This is a genomic window from Janibacter sp. CoH_79_TC_3 (assembly GCF_058197955.1).
Window position 1 is genome coordinate 319418 of sequence record NZ_JBXWIV010000001.1, and the last position, 25165, is coordinate 344582.

Annotated in this window: 18 protein-coding genes; 7 read left to right on the forward strand and 11 right to left on the reverse strand. The window is 42.8% G+C overall.

The features are described from left to right. Positions 1–153: 153 nt before the first annotated feature. Complete coding sequence (locus AC2FA3_RS01460) at positions 154–1062, forward strand: hydrogen peroxide-inducible genes activator (protein WP_490507987.1); 909 nt, start codon at positions 154–156, stop codon at positions 1060–1062. Positions 1063–1107: 45 nt separating this feature from the next. Further along, the gene (locus AC2FA3_RS01465; protein ID WP_490507988.1) at positions 1108–1788 is read left to right on the forward strand and encodes an HD domain-containing protein; all 681 of its coding nucleotides are present in this window, start codon (positions 1108–1110) and stop codon (positions 1786–1788) included. Here AC2FA3_RS01465 and AC2FA3_RS01470 read toward each other — a convergent pair. The 7 genes from AC2FA3_RS01470 to AC2FA3_RS01500 all read right to left on the reverse strand — a co-directional run bounded on the left by AC2FA3_RS01470 (position 1766) and on the right by AC2FA3_RS01500 (position 10349). Then, complete coding sequence (locus tag AC2FA3_RS01470) at positions 1766–2371, reverse strand: methyltransferase domain-containing protein (protein ID WP_490507989.1); 606 nt, start codon at positions 2369–2371, stop codon at positions 1766–1768. The genes AC2FA3_RS01465 and AC2FA3_RS01470 overlap by 23 nt on opposite strands. A gap of 106 nt (positions 2372–2477) precedes the next feature. Then, positions 2478–3146, reverse strand: coding sequence for a M48 family metallopeptidase (locus AC2FA3_RS01475; protein WP_490507990.1), 669 nt, complete (start codon positions 3144–3146; stop codon positions 2478–2480). A gap of 2 nt (positions 3147–3148) precedes the next feature. Continuing rightward, the gene (locus AC2FA3_RS01480) at positions 3149–4720 is read right to left on the reverse strand and encodes a DUF1513 domain-containing protein (RefSeq protein ID WP_490507991.1); all 1572 of its coding nucleotides are present in this window, start codon (positions 4718–4720) and stop codon (positions 3149–3151) included. A 3-nt stretch (positions 4721–4723) separates the two neighbouring features. Next, complete coding sequence (locus tag AC2FA3_RS01485) at positions 4724–5869, reverse strand: imelysin family protein (RefSeq protein WP_490507992.1); 1146 nt, start codon at positions 5867–5869, stop codon at positions 4724–4726. Positions 5870–5984: 115 nt separating this feature from the next. Next, positions 5985–7646 (reverse strand): di-heme oxidoreductase family protein, encoded by a 1662-nt coding sequence (locus AC2FA3_RS01490; protein WP_490507993.1) that lies wholly within the window; start codon positions 7644–7646, stop codon positions 5985–5987. Between the two features lie 311 nt (positions 7647–7957). Further along, entirely contained in the window at positions 7958–9412 is a 1455-nt protein-coding gene (locus AC2FA3_RS01495; RefSeq protein ID WP_490507994.1) for an imelysin family protein, read from the reverse strand. A gap of 283 nt (positions 9413–9695) precedes the next feature. Then, a complete protein-coding gene (locus AC2FA3_RS01500; RefSeq protein ID WP_490507995.1) occupies positions 9696–10349 on the reverse strand; it encodes a YiaD family glycine zipper/OmpA-like lipoprotein in 654 nt (217 codons plus the stop codon). A 504-nt stretch (positions 10350–10853) separates the two neighbouring features. Here AC2FA3_RS01500 and yihG point away from each other — a divergent pair. From yihG to minE, 5 genes are all read left to right on the forward strand, one after another. Beyond that, positions 10854–11852 carry a 1-acylglycerol-3-phosphate O-acyltransferase, YihG family gene (gene yihG / locus AC2FA3_RS01505; RefSeq protein WP_490507996.1) on the forward strand — a complete coding sequence of 333 codons (999 nt, stop codon included), beginning with the start codon at positions 10854–10856 and terminating at the stop codon, positions 11850–11852. A 224-nt stretch (positions 11853–12076) separates the two neighbouring features. Continuing rightward, positions 12077–13171 (forward strand): hypothetical protein, encoded by a 1095-nt coding sequence (locus AC2FA3_RS01510; RefSeq protein ID WP_490507997.1) that lies wholly within the window; start codon positions 12077–12079, stop codon positions 13169–13171. Between the two features lie 109 nt (positions 13172–13280). Then, a complete protein-coding gene (minC, locus tag AC2FA3_RS01515) occupies positions 13281–14141 on the forward strand; it encodes a septum site-determining protein MinC (protein ID WP_490507998.1) in 861 nt (286 codons plus the stop codon). 445 nt (positions 14142–14586) lie between these two features. Beyond that, entirely contained in the window at positions 14587–15399 is an 813-nt protein-coding gene (gene minD / locus AC2FA3_RS01520) for a septum site-determining protein MinD (RefSeq protein ID WP_490507999.1), read from the forward strand. Positions 15400–15401: 2 nt separating this feature from the next. Beyond that, entirely contained in the window at positions 15402–15692 is a 291-nt protein-coding gene (gene minE / locus AC2FA3_RS01525) for a cell division topological specificity factor MinE (protein WP_201544488.1), read from the forward strand. A gap of 124 nt (positions 15693–15816) precedes the next feature. Here the strand turns inward: minE and AC2FA3_RS01530 are convergent, their stop codons facing one another. The 4 genes from AC2FA3_RS01530 to AC2FA3_RS01545 form a co-directional block, all read right to left on the reverse strand. Continuing rightward, entirely contained in the window at positions 15817–16344 is a 528-nt protein-coding gene (locus tag AC2FA3_RS01530; RefSeq protein ID WP_490508000.1) for a cytochrome b, read from the reverse strand. A 184-nt stretch (positions 16345–16528) separates the two neighbouring features. After that, positions 16529–17032 carry a hypothetical protein gene (locus AC2FA3_RS01535; protein ID WP_490508001.1) on the reverse strand — a complete coding sequence of 168 codons (504 nt, stop codon included), beginning with the start codon at positions 17030–17032 and terminating at the stop codon, positions 16529–16531. After that, positions 17029–18066 carry a chemotaxis protein CheB gene (locus tag AC2FA3_RS01540; protein WP_490508002.1) on the reverse strand — a complete coding sequence of 346 codons (1038 nt, stop codon included), beginning with the start codon at positions 18064–18066 and terminating at the stop codon, positions 17029–17031. Before AC2FA3_RS01540 ends, AC2FA3_RS01535 begins: the two co-directional genes overlap by 4 nt. After that, a complete protein-coding gene (locus AC2FA3_RS01545; RefSeq protein WP_490508003.1) occupies positions 18056–25150 on the reverse strand; it encodes an Hpt domain-containing protein in 7095 nt (2364 codons plus the stop codon). The genes AC2FA3_RS01540 and AC2FA3_RS01545 overlap by 11 nt, the downstream gene beginning before the upstream one ends. Positions 25151–25165: the final 15 nt, after the last annotated feature.

Below are 25165 nucleotides of genomic sequence, written 5' to 3' on the forward strand. Positions count from 1 at the left end.
AATTAAAAGTTTTTAATTTGATGTTTTGTTTTATTAAACTTGTTAAACTATTCTATCTACTTTTTTATCTGTACATCAGTATTAAATTGATATATTACACAAGATAAATGAGTAAAACAAATCGCATGAAAAACCCATTAATAGAGAGGTTTTATGATTACTTTACGTCAACTCGAGTTTGCCTTAGCCGTCGCTAAACACCGTCATTTTAAACGTGCAGCAGAAGACTGTAATATTTCACAGTCTGCGCTAAGCCTTGGTATCGCAGAGTTAGAAAAACAACTGGATACCCAGATTTTTGAGCGAAATAATAAGCAAGTCTTGATTACGCCTATCGGCGAGGACATTTTGACGCGCGCGCAGCGGGTGTTTTCTGAAGTCAACGATTTGACCACGCGCGCGCATAGCCATCAATCGCCGCTTGCTTACCCTATGACCGTCGGTATCATTCCAACGATTGCCCCTTATTTGCTGCCAAAAGTGTTGCCTGCGCTACGTGAACACTATCCAGAATTTCGTATGACCATTGTCGAGCAGCAAACCGAGCGTTTGCTTGAGCAAGTACGCTACGGTCACATTGATACGGCGATTATTGCACTACCTTATGCGGTCGATGGTTTGCATACTTTTGAGTTCTGGGCAGAGGATTTCTTTGCCGTCTTTCCAAAAGACGACGTCCATTCCAAGCTCAAAACCATCAACGCTGATGAGCTAGCAACGGCCAATCTGATGCTACTTGGCGAAGGACATTGCTTGACTGATCAAACCTTGACCGTCTGTCATTTTGACCGTGCGCAAATGAAATCGAGCTTTTCTGATGCCAGCTTAAATACCCTGATACAAATGGCGCTTGCCAATATGGGGACGACATTAGTGCCAGAGATGGCGCTCGATCAGCTGCATCTACAAAATCAAAATGCAGTCGCGGTGCCATTAGCCGAGGAAGGACCACATCGTCATATCGCTTTTGTCACCCGCTTGAATTATGCCCGCGTCGATGATGTTAATTTGCTCGGCAAGCTGTTTAAACAAGCATTTGAAGATGCGGCTAATAAAAAGTAAATCGCTGGTTTTAAATCCTAGGCAGACATTAAACAAAGGCTAACTATGGACGGGTTGTCACAAATAGAGACTGAGCTTGGTAAGATTTTCGAGTGGCATTTATATACTATAAGTAACGATATCGAGCCAGTAATATTAAAAGCGCTGTGGCAAGATATCGCCATGCGCTATAACGAAAGCCAGCGCGTTTATCATAGCTTGCAGCATATTCGGCAGCTGTTTGGGCAGTTCGAACAGGTTAAGCATCATTTGAATGAGCCGCATATTATCGCATTGGCACTGTTTTATCATGATGTGATATATACGCCAACGTGCGTAGATAATGAGCTTAAAAGTGCAGAATATGCCGTAGAGTCGTTAAATTCTTATCTGAGTGCTGAGCAATGCCAATATATCTACGCGCTAATTATGATGACGGCTAGCCATCAAATTGACAAGACTGATGATTGGTTAGATAAAGCTAAAAAAAGCGATGCCGCCTATTTACTAGATATGGATTTAAGTGTTTTGGGAGCATCTTGGTCGGAGTATCAACAATATGCCCAAGCCGTACGCCAAGAGTATGCTCACATCTCAAACGTCAATTACCGCGTCGGACGCATATCAGTGTTAAAAGGATTATTAGCGCACCAAACGCTTTATCTAACTGATTACTATCATTCCCGCCTAGAAGAACAAGCTCGAGAAAACATTAAGCGTGAGATTAAGATTTTACGCGCATCTTAATAAATAACTCACTGCCCTGCCGCGCCGGATGCGAGTTATAGCTCGTCTCCATAATTTCAATATCAAAATGACGCTCAAAACGCTGCTGGTATTCAGCTTTTGTACCGCCAAATGGTGGCTCGTTTCGTCCAAAGTCTTTATCAAACAGCAAACCAATCAGCTTACCATTTGGTTTCAGTAACGCTGCCATCTGCTGCACATATTCGTCACGGCGTGATGGATTTATCGCACAAAAAAATGTCTGCTCCAGCACCCAATCAAACTGATATTGCGCAGGCGATAACTCAAAAAAATCAGCACAGATTAAATGCTTAACAGGAAAATCAGGATAACGCTCAGCAAACGCTGCAATCGGCGCAGGGGCAAAATCAACCAAGGTAACATTGGTAAAACCTTGCTCATGCAGATAGCCTACCTCATAAGCATTACCCGCACCCGGTACTAGAATCGATTGCTCTTTAGCAGATTCAGGCAGTTGGTCAATATAGGCTTTGAGTGGTGGTGACACCTGTCCCATATCCCAGCCGATACTGTCTTGCTCATAACGCTGCTGCCAAAACTCCGCTTGATTGACGTTTTCCATATCACATCCTTGACTATAGCTTTATTGTTTAAATGATAAACGGAGTACCATTAGTATTTATCATATCAGGCTTACTGAAATTTTTTATATTGTTTACGTGAGACCTTTAGTCTAACTGTCCCGTCTTACCAGCCAGCATATTATGCCAATACTGATAATCGGGCATGGCGGTTGTCACTGTTTGCCAAAAGGCGCGGCTATGATTGGCATGATGCAGATGACACAGCTCATGGACGATGACGTATTCGGTGCATTCAATAGCATAAGCAGGCAAATAAATGGATAGCCAAATACGGCCTGCGCGGGTATTGCAACTGCCCCAGCGCGTATGCATTTTCTTTAGGCGTATCTCATTAGCGTGAGCGCCAACAATCGGTTGCCACTTTTTAAATAATGCAGGTACAACTTCAGAAAGCTGTTGCCGATAGTAGGCAATCTTTTCATCATCACTCAGCGTGAATGATTGCTTTACACCCCACAATAGCAGCGTGTTATTAGCAATCGAAGCATCATTTGAAGGAATTTGCTTGCGTTTATATTGCTCTAATACTTGCGCGTGATTTGCTATCGCCCATGGCACGCGTTTCTCTATAGCGAGTGCGGCTTGCGCTGAGCTAAGAGATATTGGCACAGACACAAGTAATTTATGCGGTTTTAAGCGAAAGTTAATATTTTTAACCCGCTTTTTAGTGATATGTAGCTCAATATCCGCTTGCGCCAAACAATGTATAGCGCTGTCTAATAAAAACGAATGATTTGCTGACGGCACATTCATGCTCAGAGCGCTTGTAAGTGATTATCGAACGACATCATATGATATTTGCCATCTATAAAAACGCGCTCACCTTTATCCACAGTATCTAGTTGTGCAGCTGCCAAGTTATTAACAGTTAACGCCGTTAACTGACCTTGCCCATCACTAACGATAAAACCTGATTGCTCATTATTATCTTCTGCTTTTTCAGTATTATTATTAAACAATACTGCTGCCCCTGCACAATCTGGCAGGCTAACATCATCAATTAGTGTACGAGTGTTTAAATCATAAATCGCCGCGCAACCGCCAATCGGCGTGGTCACGCATAATAAGTTACGCTCACTATCAACCGCTACACTGGCGATATATTGATGGAAACGCTGCCATTGGTTATTTGGCATCATAAGGGGTTTAAAATCAGGTTCACCGCGTTTATGGGTCAATACTAACGGCACATTGATATGCTTTTCGCCTTGGAATTGAATGCCTATCATCACCGTTCCATCATTATGCATGGCTAGATGACGCACGCTCATCTGATTGTGTTCAGGGATAATTTGCTCAAATAAATCGCCATTATGGCGATTTAGGTACACCAATGATGGGCGCATGCTGTCTAAATTGAGCTCTGCACGCGACGCTTGCTCGGTTTTGATACCGCCATTCGCAATCACTAGCGTTTCGCCATCAGGATGCATAATCAGCTCGTGCGGACCAATACCATAAGAATCAAACTCTGCTATTTTTTTATAATGATCATCAGCATCATAGATACCGATTTTACCATCTAAGCTTAGAGTGTCATTTTCGGTCACATAGAGCAGTTTACCGTCTAGGCTGTAGCAAGCATGCCCATAAAAGTGGCGATGAGTAGATGCTTTAATAGAAAACTTTACTTGTCCACTCGCCGTGTTTAATACCCAAAACTTTTCACTCGGACGCCGACCCATGACAACGACATCGCGATTTCGATTATGGTTAGCATTTTGGTTGTGGTTAGAAAAGTTACTTTCACGGTCAAGAACAGGCTGGACGACAATATCGTGGACACGTTCTGGCATGGTCGTTTGCCAAACGAGTTGTCTATCGGCGGCGATACCGACCACACCAAAGTGGTTTTCGTCAGCGCTATCATCATTTGCTAAGGCAATATTTTTTGGCATAGACGCCACACCACTAACCCAGCAAACGGGGCGCGGCAATACGGTAGTGGTATGTGCGGCGCTAAAGTCAGCTAGGCTATTATGATTGGCGTTTTGCTTACCTTGTATCGGTAAACGATAAGCCTGTTGCCATGCAAAAGTCGCTTGCTGACAAGCATGGCGAAACTGTACGAGCTCGCGTTTTGATGTTGAGCTTAGCGACTGTAGTTGCGAGCGCATGCCTACTACATAGTCGCGCAAGCTGGCATCAGGATGGTGCTGCTTGCGATAACGATGATGGATACCGACAAGCACGGCTGTACCTATGACAGTAGAAAGCATGGTCAATGCCGATATCGCAAACAGCTCAGAATTAGGCTGATTCTCTTGTGGCGCCTGTTGTGACTGCCCTTGTGAATTACTTGCTGTTTTAGTGTCGATAGAATGCATTTTTTAATCGCCATCAGTACTGTTAAAGCCCACACGGATACCGAGGGTCGGAATCAATTGGCGTTTAATAATGCGTGTAATAGTCGTCAGCTGATCATACAATTCTTGCTGGGTGGCTTTATCAGCAGTCGCCAAGTCTTCTGGCATTTGCGCCAATAAGGTGGTCGCATCAGCAAGCGCGGTCGATAAATTATCCGCCACTGCATTTTCATTATTGCTACCAAGAATAGCGGTTAAGACAGGATCGGTCATTGCTTTATTCAGCGTGGCCAATTTAGCATTTATAATCGCGCGGCTTTGCCCTGCGGTCGCAGCTGGCAAATGGCCTTTTTTCTTACCCGTTAAACCTAATGGCTGATCGATAGCATTAGATTTCATGGTCTCAACCAATGACAATAAAGAATTAAACCATTGATTCAAACCTTGATCGCTCTCAGCAGTTTTATCAATCGCTAATAAAGTGGTTGAGTTTTGCTGCCAGTTTTTCTCAATATCTTTTAGGCGTGTGCTTAAGGCATTGCTTGCGCTCAGCACATAAGCACATTGCCCAGCATCCAAGCTGTCATTGGCATATAACGCTTCTTCTAACCCTGGAACACCTTGCACAATCGCGCTTTCATTAGCCAGTTGCTCAGCGGTAAGCTTAGGATTGGCAGCAATTAGATCGGCAACGCCACCGTGCACCAAACCACGCTCATCAGGATAATAATTGATATATAAATTACTCATACTCGCGGTTGCTGGACCAAAATTAACCATCTCAGCGCCAGCCCATGCTTGTGCGAGCACCAGCCATTGGTCGCGCAATTCTTTTAGCGCATCACCGCTAACTGGCGCCTGCTGACAATGCTTTTGTGCCAACTCATGCAATAAATCACTCTGCTTCGCTGCATCTGCATAAGCTGGAATAACCATATCATTTGCCACATGGGTCAAGTAGGTTTTTTCAGTATCAGCACTAATATCGACAGCGGTAATCTTATCTGCACTATTGTCTTTTTCAGTTGTAGCCGTAGAAGTAGCACTTTCTTTGGCAACTTGGCTATCTACTTCTGGCGCTTTGCTCTCATCAGCAGGTTTGACACAGCTAATAAGAATACCAGCACTTAATGCTGATAGTACCATTGCTAATGCAGGGTTTATTTTCATAGTTTTCTCGGTATTTATATGGCTATTGATATGAGTAGTTATTTAAATCTATATATTTAAGGAGAATAGCTTTTAAATGGTTTTTAAATGGGTTTTAAAGCCCATCATCTTACTTTTATAATGATTTTAAGAACGCATTTAATTCACTGCGCCCTTGTTTATCAAGCTTAAGCACCTTTTTTTTCTGCTTTTCCGCTTCGCCGCCATGCCAAAGTACCGCTTCCATCAAGGTACGCGCGCGCCCATCATGTAAAAACGTCGCTTGTGGATCGACCGTTTGCGCCAGCCCAATGCCCCATAGTGCAGGCGTGCGCCATTCATAGGAATTGGCTAAAAACTCAACTTGTAAATCTTTTGATGGCAGCTTGCCAGCGATGGTACGATCAGCAAGATCATTTCCCATGTCATGTAACAATAAATCGGTATAAGGATAAATCACTTGCCCATGCTGCTCAAGATGGTCATCGTCGGTTTTTGGCAACTGATAACGCGGCGTATGGCAACTTTGACAGCCCATATCATAAAAGCGTTTTTTGCCCGCCAGTACTAGCTTGTCATTAGCATTGCGGCGATGCGGCACGGCTAGGTTACGGGTATAAAATTCGACGAATTTTGCCACTTCATCATTGACTTCGACGGGCGGCTTGCCATTACCTTGCTCATCAGCCCCAGTTGTCGCATTCATACAAGCGGTCTGCGTCGGCATGCAGGATTCATGCGGACGGATATTCGAGGTCAGCCCCATATCCTCATTAAACGCACTTTGGTTTTGAGTAATCAGTTTGGTTTGCCCAGCTTTCCAGCCAAAGCGTCCTAATGCTATTTTACCCGTTTGCGGATCCAGCACCATGTTGAATTTGCCGCTAATGTCGCCATTGGCCTTACTCGCTTTTACTACTTGTTTTTTAATAGCCTCGTCTGGTATTTGCTCGAGTAGTCCAAGCCCAATCATCGGTAAGGCAACACGCGGCGATACCATCAGCTCATCATCAAATGCACCATAACCGGGCTTGGTCAAATTAAAGGTCGGCGCTCGTAACGTTTCGACATGACCATCAGCAAAGGTGACGGGTTTATCGCTCCACTGTACCGCAATTCGTGCTTCAGCAGGGACACCTTGAATACCACGATCTTGTAATTGACCGCCATACATAGGATGTACGACTTTTTCAATCAAGGAATTTTTTAATTTTTGGCGCTGCTCATCGGTAGTAGCAGGCATAGCAAGACGAATAAGCAAGCTGTCGGCATCATCTTCATTACTCATTGGCGCATGACCGCGACCGTCTTTGATATGGCACGATTGACAAGCAGCGACGTTAAATAAAGCCCCAAGCCCATCGCGGCTATCGGTACTCGCCGGCGCAACTACCCAAGGTTGCCTAAAAAATGCATTACCAATAAAAAAAGAGCCTTTGCGTGAAGCGGTGATGTTTGATGAAGGCTTAGAGTAGCTTTCACTAGTGGTGATACTAATACCGGTATCGCCGCCTTGCTTAATTTCTTGCGCATCAAAGCTGGCAAGCTGCTGCATCGGTACGCCAGCTAAACCCTCAATAGCCTGCAGACGTTCAGAAGTTATATTTTGCGAATAGCTGCTTTCTTGAGTCTTAACGTCATCTGTAGCAGGATTAGCAACATTATCACTCGGCTGGCAAGCACTTAATGAGAGAGCACATGCTATCCCTATCCATAGCCTCAATGGCGAGCTGTTAAATATCAAAGAGGAATAAGACGCGATAGATTGTTTGGCGGTTAACACATTACTGCTGCTCATAAGGAACCTTAGTTCTGGTATAGAACCATTAAAAACACGTGCTATAGTTTTTTCACTTTTAATCGATAGGTATTTCTATTCGATAAGTATTTGCTGCGCCCTGACCTATCTGACTATTTTAATAGGCTATAAAAAAAACACGCTGCCAACAGCGGTCGACAACGTGTTTATTATACCTAAATTATTTTTCTATGAAAATAATTCTCATTAACTTATAGCGACTTATCAGGCACATAAAAGCCAGAATAAAAATAGCTAAAAAACACTGCCACAAAAACACTAGCAATTAATACTATTCAATAGGCGCTAGCTTAAAACTGTGAGCCTGCATCGGCGTCTAGGTTGTCAATACCAACGGCTTTTGCCGCATTTTCGATACCAGCGGTTAGCTCTTGTAAGCTTGTGATACTGCTTTCAATCCAACCACGGCGTTTGTTTTGCTCTTCAGCAGAAATACCATGCTTGCTTGCTTGCCCTACTGTAGCAATCATTTGATCGACCTTGATACCTTCTTTCTCGCCTTTATCAACAATTACCTTAAACGCCGCTTCTACTTTGGCAAAGTCAGCCGCGAGCTTATCAGCCGCTTCTGTATTACCGGTATCAATAAGATAATTTTTAACGCCGTATCCGCCGACCGTTTTACCGGCGACGTTTTTATAGCTACCATTAAAGACATTTTGAATACCCCGGGCATTATTGGCGTAGCTTAAATGAGTTAAATCACTAAAGCATTCGTGCTCATCTTCTGTAGAGCCGGTGACAAAGGCCACTTGTATGCGCTCAGATGCCAGCTCACCAAGCGCTAAACTGCCCATTTGATACATGATTTGACGCAGACCATTTTTGTCTTTACGTGCCATCATGTCACTACGTAAAGTGTTTTCGCTATCAGGTTGCCACTCAGCTTCCATCGCGGTCAAATCATTAACCAACAACTGGGTAGCGGCTTTTAAATACTGCCCACGGCGCTCGCAAATACTGGCATCAGTATTGACCGTTTCACCACTGGTACATTTACCATCGGTTGTCACATAGTCGCTCACCGGACGATTGCCTGCGCCTTCACCGACGCCATTGGTATCTTGACCCCACAGCAGAAACTCAATCGCATGATAACCAGTAGTCACATTGGCTTCGCTACCGCCGATCTCACTCATCTCAGCCAATAACTCAGGCGTAATGGTGCTGGTATCTTGCTTTATGCTGCCAACGGTAATGCTGTCGCTATTAATAATATTGTCTTGACTGTTATATTCGCCCTCATAACTATCACTCACATAGTCAATCAATGCTTCATCAAGCGGCCATGCATTTACCTGCCCTTCCCAGCCATCAATACTGCCAAGCTCACGTTTCTCATTAGCAGTCACAAAGCCTTCGTCAAAGCGGAATATTTCAGTCTGCGAATACGGCTGACGCGCGGCTTTATACGCAGCTTTTGCAGCATCAAGATTGGCTTGGGTTGGCGTTTCTACATAAGTATTAACTGCCGTTTGTAAAAGTTTGGCGGTTTCTAAAGAATCTTTATAGGCGGCGTGCGCCATATCAGCATAGCTAATCAGCAGACGATCAATATGAGCTTGGGCGGCAGCTGAAGAGGTTGTAGTAGCGGTATTTTCTGCCCCTTGCGTCTCAGTTTGAGCAGCCGTATTTGCAGTGTCATCAGACTGTTTGCTACAACCTGAGAGCATTAGCATTCCTGCCAGTGCAACAGCTAAAGTAGTCGGTAAAATTTTACGGCTTGTCGCTGGGCTGATATTCATACACGTCCTCGATGAGATACACTAGATAAAATAGCAAAGTAAAAGTTTAGAGAATTAGAAGGAGAAAATTTAGCAAGGTAAGTAGCAGATATTGTTCAGAGTAAAAATCTTGATTTCACAATATCGTTAAATACTAGCAGAATTTAATACCTGCGAATTATAATGTTATTGATAACTATTATCAAATATAAATTTAAAAGATTGAACAAATTTTAAGCAAAAAAAAGACCAGCTGTGCGCTGGTCTCTTTTCTAATTCTTTATCTGAAGTCATTCAATATTGATTAACGAACGCTATTTGGTGCGTTAACGGTTAGCTCAACACGGCGGTTTTGCTGACGACCATATTCACTGTTGTTATCAGCAACTGGACGCGACTCGCCATAAGCGACTACATTGATACGGTTAGAAGCCACGCCGCGAGCACTTAAATAGTTCGCTACGGCATAAGCGCGTTTACGTGACAAATCCATGTTATAAGCGTCAGCACCTTTACTGTCAGTATGACCAGCAATAGTAATGGTGTTTTGATTATACTCATTCATCGTAGATGCAAGCTTATCAAGCGTTGGTTTAAATGAATTATTCAAAGTAGCATCATCAAATGAGAACGTGATGTTACCTGGCATAACCAAATCAATGTTACCGTTAGCGTTTGGTGTAACTGTCACGCCAGTACCAGCCATTTGCTGCTGAAGTTGCTTGGCTTGACGATCCATGTAATAACCAACACCTGCGCCTAATGCAGCACCGATAGCAGCATCACGTCCAGTTTTATCGCCACCTGTTGCTTTTGAGATGGTCGCGCCACCAGCTGCACCAGCTAATGCGCCAAGTGCCGACTTGTTAAGAGTCTGTTGTCCAGTATATGGATCAGTTGCACAACCGCTTAGAGCCAAACCTGATGCTACTGCTACAATCATTAATGTATTACGCATGATATTTCCTCTTAAGTTAAAAAATCGATAGATAAATTGTGCTTTTTATGAATATTGCGTATAACAACTGTTGATCAGCAATATCGTTTAGATGTTTATCCACCCTTGTTATTATTATGGCAATTACCATCCATTTGTGTGTAATATTTTGTCACATCTATGTATGGAAAGTGCATAACTGTCGATAGGTTATTGATGGTGGACAAGGCTAATTTGTTACCGCAAGTCACGTTTACAGTCGTACACTCTAATTTTTTTCTGCTAAAATCACTCTGTATAATAATGAGTAAAGAGAGAGTTTTATAATAATAAGCAGCATAATAACCAAACTTATATAAGGTTTCGACTAGCGTTAATCTTCAAAAGTATTTTTACAGCATCAAAAGACCATTTTGAGGTTTTCTGAAAAAGAATAATTCAAAAATAGCGGTTTAAAGCTAACCATTAAAAAAAGAAAGTTTGAGAGACTGAACGATTCGTAAAATTAACAGGAAGGGATTGGATATGCGCTTGAACGCAGCTATGCAAAAAATACATACACGAGCCCCAAAGTTGGGAAAAGCCATGTCGCTTGCGGCAGCAACTGGGGTCATCGCTGCCAATAGCTTTGGTGGGAGCATTCCATTATGGCTAATGGGCGTTGGTAAAATCGTGACGGGCGCTCCTATCGCCGATAAAACGGTGATTAAAATCGCCAATCATTGGATTAGTAGCAATAATGCGTTAATCGATACTATTTTGCCTCGTAAAGACTGGCGCATTCATCTACCTGACGATGTCCATATGGACGGTAAATACCTGCTCGTTAGTAACCATCAATCATGGGTGGATACCAGTATCGTGCAATATATCAGTGAAAAACGCTTGCCGCTGACTCGCTTTTTTACTAAGTTTGAGCTTATTTATATTCCTATCGTTGGGCAGGCGTTTTACTTTTTGGACTTTCCAATGATGCGCCGACATTCTAAAGAAGCGGTTGCTAAGAACCCAGCTCTTCAAGGTAAAGATATCGAAGAAGCCAAGCGCGCTTGTGCATTATTAAAAGACAAACCCTTTACCTTGTTGAACTATTTAGAAGGCACGCGCTTTACTCAAGAAAAACACGATAAACAAAACTCACCCTATACCCATCTATTAAAACCACGTGCTGGTGGTTTGTCATTGGCGATTAATGCTTTGGGCGCTGATGTCGATGGCATTTTAGATATGACCATCGTCTACCCTGACGGCGTGCCAAGCTATGGTGATTTGTGGAAAGGTAATATTAAACGCTTAGGCGTCGATGTTCGCCATATTGAAATACCTGACGAGCTGTCGACTGGCATTCAAAACGGTGGTTATGAAAACGATGACGCAGTTAAGGCACAAATGTTTGAGTGGGTTGAGCAAATTTGGCGACAAAAAGACAAACGCATCACGGAGATGCTTGCTGAATTTAATGACACAGTGGTTAATGACAAAGCGGTTGATGACGTGGCGGTTGATAAAACGCACCAAGCTTAAAATAATACGAAAAACACTCTACTCTTTCAGTCGGCTAAAATGGCCGACTGATTTTTATGTAAAAAGATAATGGCTAAAATACCAAATTATAATGGTAGATGGCTTGTTTTTTGGCATGATTCATTGATAATGTGAATAGCCATTAAAACTCGTTGTTTATTTGGTAGTGATTGGCATAAAGCGATTCACTACTGATGCCATTTACTACTTAATAAGGTATGACTGTGCCCGCCTCTTCTACTACCAGCGCGCCTCTAGAATCAACGCCAGCACGTATTCAGTCCTCAGACGTATCGAACAGTGCGCCACCAAGACCAAACCGTCCCAAGCCCAATCGCTTGAAGCTGACCTATGATATCGTCATGATTATCGCCATCAGTATTGATTTATTATTAATCAGTATTGACGCTATTTTGATGAGTAATTTTAGTAGTAATACAGCGCAGTGGTTGAGCCTGAGCGAAGCATTAAACTGGTATCAAAATCATATTCATGATTCGTTGCGGACAGCCGGCGGTTTCTTTACGCTATTCTTGATTGCAGAGCTACTGTTACGCTGGGCGATTGCCATTAAAGAAAAGGTCTATTACCGCTGGTTCTTTTTCCCTTTTGTACATTGGTATGAAGTGTTAGGCTGTTTTCCGCAGCTGCGTGCCCTGCGTTTATTTCGCGCGGTAATTATCGGACGCCGATTATATCAGTTGGGTTATCAAGTATTGCCGCAGCCGTGGATTAACCGCATTAACTTTTATATCGACTTACTCTTAGAAGAGCTGTCTGACCGCGTCATCTTAACGACCATTCAGACTTTCCGGCAGCAGCTCACCGATCCTAACACTCATAAATCATTTATTGAATCTACCATCGCGCGCAATCGCAATGAAATTGAGGCGGCGGTGCTATCGCTACTGCGTAAAGAGCTGGCACCGAAACTCCAAGCAATGACCGAGTCATCGGGCGGCGGCACCATTATTGCCACTGAAATGGGCAATGCCATTAAAGAAGGCTTGGCCAATACGCCTGAGCTACGCCGCTACCTGCGTATGATACCCATTGCTGGTACTTTAATTGAATCCCAGCTTCAGCATGTCGGGCATAATATTGGTGAAAACGTGGTATATGCGCTTAACGAGCGCCTGCTTGACGCCGAACGTATCGACGCTTTGATGGTCGCTATTGCCAGCGGTGTCGCTCAAATCGATACCGACAACAGCGCGCTTGATACATTAATCTCAAGCATTATCGCCGATGGTTTGGACGAGTTTGAAGCCCAAATAAAGGTGCAGCAGTGGAAGCATCACGACATGCTTAATTTATAGTGTTTTTAATAAGAATTAGATTTTTTGCTAGCCATACTTTGATGCTAGATGCCGAGGCAAAAACGGCACCTTGAACAGCGCAATACGACCATTTTTGAGGATTTATATTATGACGATTTCAGACAATGAGCAACAGGCCCTAGCCTCACCCAATACGCCGGCGCTAGCCTTTTATGGCAAGATGCTAACCTTCTCACGGGTACAGTTTAGCACTGCTGATTTTACTGCGATTGCCAGCCAGCTTGAAACCACTCTGAGTAATAAGAACAGCAATATCCCAGTATTGATTGACAGTGAAGTTGAGCAGGATTTATCGGCGTTGGTAGAGCTGCTTTGGTCTTGGGGTTTGCAACCTATCGGCGTGGTCACAGGTTTACTTGACGCCCAAGCACGCGAGCTACGTTTGGCGATATTCCCCGCTGATGGTAAGCGTATCGAGCGTATTTTACCAAGTAAAAAAGCCACTACTGAGTTAAGCCAAGTCGCGGCTACTGTAGATAATACGCAATCAACACCATCTACTTCCGATAATAGTGGCTCAACAGCAGATAGCCAAACTGTTGCAGCAAGCGCGATACCTGAAGTAGCCGAAACCACCTTGACTGCTGAAACGCTTATCAGCGCTGAGCAAATCACCAGCCTCATCTATGATCAAATGCTGCGCTCAGGACAAAGCCTCAATCATGTTGGCGGCGATTTGATTTTGACCAATAGTGTCAATAGCGGTGCCGAAGCCATTACCGACAATAACTTACATGTTTATGGTCGTGCCCAAGGTCGCTTAGTCGCAGGCGCAACTGGCGATAAAGACGCGCGGATTTTCTGCCAAGTATTTAACCCATCATTGGTATCAGTCGCTGGTACGTATTGCTTACGCGACAACCTGCCTGAACATGTGATTGATAAATCGGTTGAAGTGCGTTATTTAGAAGGCGAAGGCTTAGTCTTTACCGTCATGGACAACGCTTAAGCTGTGTATAAAGTTAAAATTTCTTAGAAGTCAGTTTTGTTGGTATCAGTTTAGATAAATGGGTTTATAGAGACTCATTCGACCTATAAATTGCTTGATTAATAGTGTGGTAAGTTTATTTAACAAAACTGCGCTATGATGAATTTTTAGCTCTGCCACTATTTACGCTACACTATACATACGGGCTTCAAACACAAATATTAGATGGGTCTTTAACTATTTAATATCTGTACTTACAGCGAGCATAAATATTATATGTCCGCTGTTTTTGTGCTCAAATACAGACTCGCTATAAGTTTTTGTATATTTATGCTAGGCTTACGCTCGCAGATAGCACATATACGCTAGGTAAACGACGAGTAATTGTGCTACTTTACATCCATGCTATTTCATCTAAAATTTTTTATCTAATAAATATCCCATCAATTCATAGGAGTGTGCCATTGTGGCGAAGATTGTTGTAATCACTTCGGGTAAAGGCGGTGTGGGCAAAACCACAACCAGTGCTTCTTTTGCCGCCGGTTTAGCATTACGTGGCTATAAGACAGTTGTTATCGATTTTGATGTAGGCTTACGTAATCTAGACTTGATTATGGGCTGCGAAAATCGAATTGTTTATGACTTTGTCGATGTCATCAATGGTAGTGCACGCCTATCGCAAGCCTTGGTTAAAGACAAGCAACTGGAAAATCTATATATCCTGCCTGCCAGTCAGACGCGTGATAAAGATGCGTTGACGGACGACGGTGTAGCAGAGGTTATGGACGAGCTGTCGAAGCAATTTGACTATATCATCTGTGACTCGCCTGCTGGTATCGAACGTGGTGCGCAGCTGGCAATGTATCATGCTGATGAAGCTATCATCGTGACCAACCCTGAGATTTCTTCCGTACGTGACTCGGACCGTATCATTGGTATCTTACAAAGCCAAACCAAAAAAGTAATTGAAAATCAAGGAACGGTACGTGAGCATTTGATTATCACCCGCTATAATGCTGACCGTGCAGCAGCTAACGAGATGATGGATATCGATACCATTTCTAATGATATTCTAAAAGTGCCGTTACTTGGCGTAGTTCCTGAGAGTCATTCAGTGCTTGAAGCTTCTAACCACGGTGAGCCAGTGATTCATTATACCGACTCTGTGGCAGGTCAATGTTATGACGATATCGTCGCCCGTTTCTTAGGAGAAGAGCGACCATTACGTCATATTGATGTGAAGAAAAAGGGTCTACTACAGCGCTGGTTTGGGGGTTAATGATGAGTAAGAAAAAAGGATTTTGGAGTAGCCTATTCGGTACTGACGACGGCAATAACACTGGCAGCGCCAATATGGCCACTGAACGTCTAAAGGTTATCGTTGCAAGCGAAAACCGCTTAAATAATCGCCTAACTGCTGACCGTATCGAAAAAATGAAACGTGAAATACTAGAAGTGGTCAATAAGTATGTCAATGGCGTACAGATTGATGATGTCAATATCAATCATCGCTCTGAAGACAGCTTAGATGTACTTGAGATGAATATCAGTTTACCTGAGCATAAAAAGTAGACTGATTTATTTTATAGGTATTCACTATATTATAGATAGACTCATATTTTTACTGCCACAAAGAAAAGCCCTAAGTATTATGCTTAGGGCTTTTTTATACACGTTTTTTCTTATCTATAGCCCACTATTTCATACGCGCCATAAGATTGTCTTTTTTGATAAACTGATGGTATAAAGCGGCGCCAATATGAATAACGGTAAAGGCAATAATCATTGGCCATAAAATATCCGTGTGCCAATCATTAAAAATTCGAGCTAAGCCCCTATCTGGCGTCACAAATACGGGAATTTGGAATAAGCCAAATATGTCAACGGCTCTACCGCCATAGACGGACATCAGTAGGCCTGCTGTTGGCATCGCGATTAATAAGGCGTACAAGAAAAAGTGTGATAACTGTGAGAGTAGCATCTGCCATTTTGGCATAGCAACTGCTGGCGGCGCTTTAGTAAACATACGATTGATCACGCGTGCAAGCATCCAAAACAATAAACTGATCCCAAATGCCTTGTGCAATCCAATATAAACTTTGCTATCAAGCTTGTCATATAAAAGTATCATGACCCAAGTGACCAGTAATAAAATAGCGCTAATCCAATGAAAAACTCGACTAGCGAGCGACCACTTTGTCAGATTCGAATTAATGTTATTCATAGTGTACTTTATCATCCCTATTGTTCATTGGTACTCATAAGTGCTAATTGACGCTTACTAATACTGCTAGACTGATATTGTTAAACTTATATTGCTAAATAATGATTGGCTGATAAAGAAACACCCTAAACAATCTTAGGGCTGAAGATAAAAAACTATTTTAAACAATATAATCATGAGCAAATTAGCTGTCCAAATCAACCAATTGATGAGCGATTTTATCCAAATCCGGCACCATGTATAGCGTGTTATCAATCATAACCGTTTGAAATAGGTAGGATAGCACAACATCTTCTTGTACGCGTTCCTGAACATCATCGATTTTGTCATCTGTTTTAATGAAATGCTCAGGCAGGTCGATATCTTTGACATCAGAGATACGCGCCTGAAGTTGGCGCAGCTCGCCTGCTGTCTGTAGCGCAATACGGTGCGCAGAGGTATTACCTTCTAAGACAATCATTTTGTCCGGCGTTTGATGGCTCGGCATTAGATGGAAGACAGCGACTTCTTGTTGTTGCCATTCATAATTCCATGTATGTTCGCTACATTCATCGACACTCAAAATTAAACTGCTAGGAATAATCCAATCCGGCTGGTCAACAGCGGGGACAATCGTCACGTCGAGCATACCATTATTGGTGGTCAGTAAGCTCACTGCCTCAAACGAATGCTTTAAAATCTGTTTCATAAGTCGCTCACAATAAATGAATCCGAAGAAGCGCTTGCCGCCTTTTCAGCAATATAATCGGTAAGTCTTTCTGCTAATGCGGTGGGGCTACCGACAAACTGACAATACCCTGAATCAATAATCGCTTGCGGCTGACTCGGGCAAGTACTTAGACTTGGGTCTTGCGCCCACAATTGACTGTCATTATCTTGGATTAAATCCAGATACTGCGTACCATCGTTACCCATACCGGAAAAGATAATATTGATAAGCTCACTGCCATAAACATCGCTGGTATTTTTAAGAATTTGACCAATAGCAGGTTTATAGTCGCCCTCCCACGCTTGATCTAACAAAATGATACGCCCAGTTGAATCGCAAACTATTTGTTTATCAATCGGTACAATCAAACATTGACCAGCACGCAAGCGCTGCGAGGAGGTAATCAGCTGACAACGCCACTCATTATGGCGGTTTAATATACGCGGTAGGGTACTAATCATCGTTTGATTAAAATGATGAGCTAATAAAATACTCACAGGTAGTACAGGTGACAAATGGTCTAAAAACTCTTTGACCGCACTAGGCCCGCCCATAGAAGCACCTAAAAATACAACATAATGCCAATCATTGGCTTCATTTTCATAGGCAGTATTTTTCTCATACGGGATATTATCGACTAACATGGGTAAAGCCAGCATTTGAGCAAGCTTACGCTTTAGTTTACGCTGCCACTTGGCATATTGCTGCGCCTCGTTGAGATACGGCGCTTGACTAAAACCTACTAAAACGGCGGTAGGTTTGGAAGCGGCGGTCGCTAGCGCCATATCATTATCATAATCGCCGTCGATTAGCCAAATATCGATAGACGCTGCATAGCTTTTAAGTTTTTCTTGCAACTGTACCCGTAATACGCAGTCGACCAGCTGTAAACCACAGCTACGCACCGTATCAGAAAAAGCCATACGCTGCTGATGGTCTTCTGCGACCACCAGCACTTTAATATCGCTTTTATGTTTGTCTTTTAGCGCCATCACGCTTAAATTATCCTTCATTGACTAAGCTAGCCTCTTTACCCAATAGGGTTTCAATCTTACTAAGCAGCTGATTTTCTTGGAAAGGCTTGCCCATATAGTCGTTAACCCCAATCTCAAGCGCACGCTCACGATGTTTTTCACCCGTACGCGATGTAATCATAATAATAGGCAGCTGTTGCAAACGTTTATTATGGCGGACTTGGGTTGCGACTTCGAAACCATCCATGCGCGGCATCTCGATATCGAGTAGCATCAAGTCTGGCGTTGTCTCTTGTAGAATCTCAAGCGCATCGATACCATCTTTGGCAAGTACCACATTGAAGCCTTGACGCTCCAAGAAACGTGAGGTGACTTTTCGTACCGTGACCGAGTCATCGACCACTAAGATAGTGGCTTTAGACTCTGTGCTACTGCGCCCTGTAAGCGCAGGTTTTATTACTTCTTTCACTAAAGAGGCATTACGCATCAATGCAATCAAATCAAGGATAAGCATTACCGAACCGTCACCCATGATGGTCGCCGCTGAAATACCTGATAGATTTGAGAACTGTTGCCCCAAAGGTTTTACCACCACTTCAATACGCGAGCCGGCGATTTGATCGACCTGTAGCGCCATATTCTGTCCACTACGGTTTTTGATAATAATAAGTGGCACGCTGGTATTAGTATTGACGACCAGCTCATTTAACTTATTACCCGATAAAATCTCATTTAAATAACGAACACGATAATCGGTATCTTCAAAATTAAGCGTGGCAGCGCCTGATTGATAATAGTCATAAATCTTTTCTGGATTAATACGCACAACACGCTCAATCTGTACCAGTGGTATCGCATAGTAACGGTCTGCGGCACGTACTACCAAAGCATCAGAAACAGCAACGGTAAGTGGCACACGCATCGTAAAGCGAGAACCTTTACCAAGTTCCGATACCACTGATACTGACCCACCTAACTGACGAATCTCACTGATCACAACGTCCATTCCGACGCCGCGACCCGATATTTGCGTGACTTGCTTACTGGTAGTTAAACCGGCATTAAAAATATACTGCATGATATCAAGGTCGCTTAGCGAGGTATCTTCTGCATCAATCAAACCTTGAGAAACAGCTTTATCACGTACCGCTTCTACATCAATTCCGCGCCCATCATCGGTTAATTGAATGATGATTTCACTACCTTCGCGCAGTACCTCTAAAGTAATTTTTCCACTACGCTCTTTGCCCGCCTCTAGGCGCGTTGCAACCGTTTCAATCCCGTGATCGACAGCATTACGTAACATGTGCTCAAGCGGCGAAGTAATGCGCTCTAAAATGGTTCTATCCATTTCATCATCAGCATTGATAATCTTTAGCTCAACCGACTTATTCAACTCGTTGGCCGTCTGACGTACGATACGCTCAAGCCTTGGCGTTAGACGGGTAAATGGCACCATACGCGAGTTCATTAAGCCATCTTGCAGCTCAGTTTGCGTGCGCGATAGCTGTAGCAACAGACTTTCACTATCGCGGGTTTTTTCTAATAAAGTATGGTTAATGTCTACTAAATCAGACGCCGATTCTGTCAAAGATTTTGACAACTGATTCAACGAAGAATACTGATCCATCTCTAGAGGATCAAAGCCTTCATGATTGACCAATTCGTCATCAATTTGCGATAAAATCTGCGCTTCAAGCTCAATCTCCATTCGGCGTAACTGATCCGCCAAACGTTGTACGGTCATGCCCATCTCTTCAATACTATTGGTCAAGCTACTCATGCCCATATCGATACGCGCACGGTTAATCGCCGACTCACCCGATAGATTAATCATGTGTTCAATCAGGCCACCTGAGATACGAATCATCTCATTATTATTGGTGTTCTGTTCTTGCTCAGCAGTATCAGCCACCATCAGTGGCATCTCACTAATATCCTTTTGAATATAGGTCGATTCTTGCTTTTCTTTCGCCAAAAGAATGGCATCACGCTGCGGTTGCAATGACTCTTTTGGTATTTTCTTTAAACTATCTGGATTTTTACTAAACTGCTGTAATGCTTCAATCAATAAATCAGGCGTTGGCGGATTCACCTGCTGCGATAAAATAAACACGGCATCTGCCAGCCAATCATGACAAGCAACCAAAAGCTCTAAGACTTTTTTGGTAGCAGGACGGCGACGATCGACAAAGTCGGTATAAACAGATTCCATTTCATGGGCAAGATCCGCAATACCACTTGCGGTAACCATACGCGCGCCACCTTTCAGGGTGTGTAAGTCGCGCTGTAGCGCCTGTAATGCGACCATATCGCCCGCATCACTTAAGAATAGCTGCAGATATTCGTTACGGTTGGTCAGTGCTTCTGCTTCTTCTAAGAATACTTCCAAGATATCAGGATCTGGCAAGCCATTTGCCCATGATTGCTGAATGATTCTATCTAGACTTAAGCTATCTGTGGTTTTTTCTATACGATGGGTATACTCATCGGCCAGTATTTGCTTCTCAGCCTCAACATGATTTTTTGGCATCGGCACAATAAGTTGTACGATCTCTGGAAGTGCGGTTGCCTTTTCAAATTGCTGCAGCTGCTCAATCAGCTCAGGCGTAAGAAACGATTGTTGATAGCGGACAATGTGCGCTACTTGCAATGACAGCGTGTCTTGTACGACTTGCATAATCTCAAGCCACTGTGCAGTTGGCACTCGTCTTTTTTCTACAAACGCTTCATAAATATTTTCAGCCTCATGGGTCAGGTCACCAATACTACGGATACCTGCCATACGTGCGCCACCTTTGATGGTATGTAGGTGACGTTGTAAGACTTTTAAAGTATTAATATTGCTAATGTCAGCGCGCCATTTACTAAAGCTATCATTAAGCGCATCATCAAGCTCTTGTGCTTCTTCCAAAAAGATTTCTAGCAGCTCGATATCGGTATCAATGGTCTCAAGCTCAAGCTCTGATGCAGCGATACTCTGTACGCTAGCATTAGCCTCTGAATCCGTATGAATGTCTAGATCCTTAATAACCACTTCATCAGTATTGTCGTCGCCTTGAGAAATACTTTGTAATTGCTGTAGCACTTGCTCATCAATTTTTAACGAGGTGCTACCTGCTAAAGCATCAAATAAACCGACTAACTGCGCATGTCCTGCGAGTAAGATAGCTTGGATATCACTATCACGAGACTTCTCGGGATGATGGCTTAAATAAGCATAAGCATTACCCAGCTCGTTGAGAATGGTGGTAAATTTCGGGAAATCTTGAGTCTTGCTGGTCAAATGTTTTATTTGTGAAATTTGCTGCGCTATATAAGCTTTAACTTGCTCACGGTCTGGCTGCTCAAAGGCGGCTTCTAGCTGCCATTCCGCATCTAGTAATTCATTGATATTATCATCCAACAATTGGTTTATCGTTGGCTTATCATCAGCTATGACCTCATTATCGTTGATGCCATACTGCTCACCAAGCATGGCTTGCAAAGAGGCGATGTCTTGCTGACTTTGCATATCTTCTAACGAAACATCCTGCTCTTGAACGTTTTGCTTATAATTGTCCAGTTTATAATTATCTAAATAGCCCTCAATAAGTGTCACAGACTGAGCAAGGGCTTTTAAATGCTGAGCATTCATTGGCGTATCTTGCTGCTGCAGCTGCTCTAAACTTTGCTCTATCGTCGCGCCAACATCACTAATCGCTGTCAATGCGCTAGAGCCAGACGCTGCCCTCAAGGTGTGAAACGCCCGCACAATCTCATCACTCACCGCAACAAAAGGCTCATCCTGATGACGAATAACAAAGTCGTTAATACTTTCTAACAACTCTTCTGCTTCTTCAATGAAAATATCAAAAAAGGCTTGTTCTTCTTCAGTTTGTGGCGTCAAAAAAATCGGGGCTTCTGCCATTTTTTCATTTACTGAATGAATGGTTTGCAACATGCTGTCAATTTTATTGGTGCTATCGGTGTTATCGAAATTCTCAACATTACTGTGGTCAGCATTGCTCTCATCAGCAAAACCATCCTGAGCACTTTGATCTGTACTTGATTCAGAAGACTGTGCAGGATTGCTTAGTAATTTTTGATACAACGCAGGGTAACTGAACTCATTACCAAGCTGCTTGCTATAAGCCTGAGCACACGCGACCCATAACGGCATGATAGCAGGGTAATCTTGGCTGTTATTTTCAAAGGTAGTTAACAATATAGGATAAGCGGCTAATACATCGCCAATCAGCTGCTGGATATCAGTCGAAGCTGTAATGCTATTGTCTAAAATACGGTTAAGCATATTTTCTGTCGACCACGCCAGCTCAGCACTGGTATTAGCGCCGACCATACGTCCCGAACCTTTTAAGGTATGGAAACCGCGACGAATATCAGTTAACTGGGTTAAGTCATCAGGAGTAAGCTGCCAATGCTCATATAAAGGAACGATTTCCTCTAAGACCTCATTGGCTTCTTCTAAAAATATCTCTTTAATATCAGGATCGGCATCGTCGGCATCCATCGGCAACGGCTGGGCTGCTGATATAAATGGTTGCAATGCAGCAGGTATTTCTAACTCTATTAATGCGTTAGAAATATTTTTTTCAGTATCTTGCACAGCGTGGTTCAAACCATCAACTGTATATGGGCTATCTATTTCCTCAATGTCTAAGCTTGCTTCATCTGACAATAGAGTTTCTTCTATTAAAGAACTGTCTTTCTCAATATCAGCTGTAGAAGATATTACTTCGGATTTTTCTAGCCCTGTATTAATAGGTTGCTGGCTCATTAAATTATTGCTTTGTACAAGCGTAATCGCAGGATCAAAGCTTGGTGATTTCTGTGCTTCAAAGTCATTAAGCATCATTGGTAGACGTTTGGTGGTTTCTATGACCAATTCGACGACTTCATCGGTCACTGGCAGTGTTTTATCTAGCAAACGATTAAGCAGGTTTTCAATAGACCATGCCATCTCACTGATGCTAAAAGCGCCAACCATACGCCCTGAACCTTTCAAGGTATGGAATCCTCTGCGTACTTCTGTTAATGGCGTCAAATCTTGCGCATCTTGCTGCCAAATTGGTAAGAAGTCTTCTAAATCAGCAACAACCTCTGTAACCTCTTCGATAAAAATCTCACGAATATCTTCATCGATATCAAAGTTATCAGGCTTAAGCTGACTACGAGCATTTAACAAAACAGCGCTTTCTGTTTTATCACTACTACTAGAGTCATTAAGATTATTGTCGTTATCACTATCATCACTATTAACCTCAGTTTCTAAAACTGACTCAATAACGCCGTCATCATTAATACTAGGTGCAATTTCACCGCTATCATCGTAGCGCAGTACATCATTTGCAGCCAGCTTCTGGGTCAAAAAAGTATCATTAATCGTTTCAGGCGCGTCGATATAGTCATTAAGCAATGTATTCGCTTTATCAATATAGGTATTTGCTTGTTCTAGTAAGGATTGATCGAAAACTTGCACTTGCTGCGCCAAATAATCGAGTAATAACTCAATAGAAGTTAAACCTTCTGCCAGCGCTTCAGTGACATCCCAGCTGAGCACGTTAATCTTATGGGTGCTTAATTGTTCAAATATATCGGCTATTTTATCTGTCGCTTGACCAATTTCTGGCAATCCCATACTATCAAAGGCTTGGCTAATTTTATTGAAATCTGCCGAGTTTGATAATAGCTCTAGTTGCTGGCGTTGAATATAATCACTAAAGCCTTGTTTGAGGTCTTCGACCGCAATACGTAACTCGCGCAGCTCTTTATCACTGGCATTAATTTGGCGGCTCGTTTCTGCTTGTAAACCTTCAACACTAGAAAAATCATCATTAGCAACAACTCCAGACAAAGAAGTATAAGAAGCAGCATTTCCTATCTTACTAGCAATAACTTGCTCGGTATTGTAGATAGCATCGTATAACTCTTGGAGGCGACGCTCAATTTGCCCCTGTTGCTGTGTATATTCTTGCGTATGTTCTTGCGTCGATGCGGCTTCTGCAGATAAGCTTTGTTTTATATCAGTTAGGATTGAGCTAGCCTGTGACTCAAACAGTGTCCAACCGCGACTCTCAAGTTGACTGCTTATTTTTTGTAGCGGTTGTAATAGAGTATGAGGTTTATCAAGGTTAAAGATAAGGGTTTCAATATTACTTAATACGCGAGGTAAAAAACGTGACTCCGTATCTAACTGCGACACGTTATGCAGGATAGCTTGAGACTGTTCACTATGATTAACAAGGCTACTTAACTCAATAAAAATATTTTCTATTGAGTTATTAATAACACTGCTCGCTATCTGGTTTTGATGCGCGCAGTACTCTATCAGCGTATCTAACTGGCTTAATAACCCAGCATAATGCTTAGGTAACGGGCTATCATTATGGGCTAGGTCATGTAGCCAAGTTTCAGTCAAATACCAAAGACGCTGTAAATCTGCATCTGCTGTGGTTTGCCATAAATAGCGGCTGACCTTTTCTAAAACAGCCAATATCGAAGAAGTATTGCTGTTAGCTGCTAGCAATGCCTGTACTTTCTGACGCCAAACCAATAACAATTGCTGATATTGCTCACGGTCTAAATTCGCTGTTGCTGTAATAGCAGGTAGGTGAATATCAAGGTATTCGTTATCTAGAGCGCTAGTAGAATGCTCATCTTCAGCGTGCAGCAATGCAAGATGATCCGTCGCTATATTAAAGTGGGTTAAGACTTGTGTTAACTGCGACGAGACTTTATTGACCAAAACAGTATGGTAGCCACCTGTACGCGCGTAGTAGGCAATCTCACGCGCAAGCAGTCGATGAGCCATCTGAGCGATACGGCTTGTATCTGTACCAAATCTAGCTTCAACACCTATTTCAGGGTTATGTTTAAGGTCTGCTTTTGAATCAAAACGACCCGCTGCTGTTAACAAACTTAGCTTGTTGGCTAAGCTTGCCAAGGCAGGCAAGTTAATCATGGTTAAAGCGCCACCAATCTGATGATAGCTTGTTGCTATCTCTTCATAATCAGCGCTTTTTTCACCTAATTGCCAGCCATCAACTACTTGTGATAATTGCTGATTAAACAGTGGTAATAACCACTCAAACGTCACCATGTCATTGGGCTGGTTCTTCATAGATGTATCCTAACT